The sequence below is a fragment of the Prevotella sp. P5-64 genome, assembly GCF_002251285.1.
In the GTDB taxonomy this organism is placed as follows: domain Bacteria; phylum Bacteroidota; class Bacteroidia; order Bacteroidales; family Bacteroidaceae; genus Prevotella.
The window spans coordinates 1-276 of record NZ_NPJK01000022.1 but is presented as its reverse complement, the minus strand read 5'-3'; the positions used below and the strand labels follow the sequence as shown (position 1 = coordinate 276).

2 tRNA genes are annotated in these 276 nt (G+C 50.4%); both read right to left on the bottom strand.

Going from position 1 to position 276, the window contains the following annotated elements:
- Positions 1-35: 35 nt before the first annotated feature.
- Positions 36-109: transfer RNA gene (locus CIK87_RS03995), tRNA-Ala, on the bottom strand.
- A gap of 41 nt (positions 110-150) precedes the next feature.
- Positions 151-224 (bottom strand) — tRNA-Ile (locus tag CIK87_RS03990).
- Between the last annotated feature and the right edge of the window lie 52 nt (positions 225-276).

Here is a 276-nt window from a genome sequence, read left to right as displayed (position 1 = left end):
TATGTCAAAGATCTTTTCGGGGACATGCCCCGGAGTGGAGAATAACGGATTCGAACCGTTGACCCCCTGCTTGCAAAGCAGGTGCTCTAGCCAGCTGAGCTAATCCCCCATAATTGAGAGTAGCATTATATCGGTCATCTTGTCGATGCGTAGTCCCAGGCAGACTTGAACTGCCGACCTCCACATTATCAGTGTGGCGCTCTAACCAACTGAGCTATAGGACTGTCTGACTCGGCGTTCAATTAACCTGTGGGCTTAACTGCGCCCAGTTTCTTT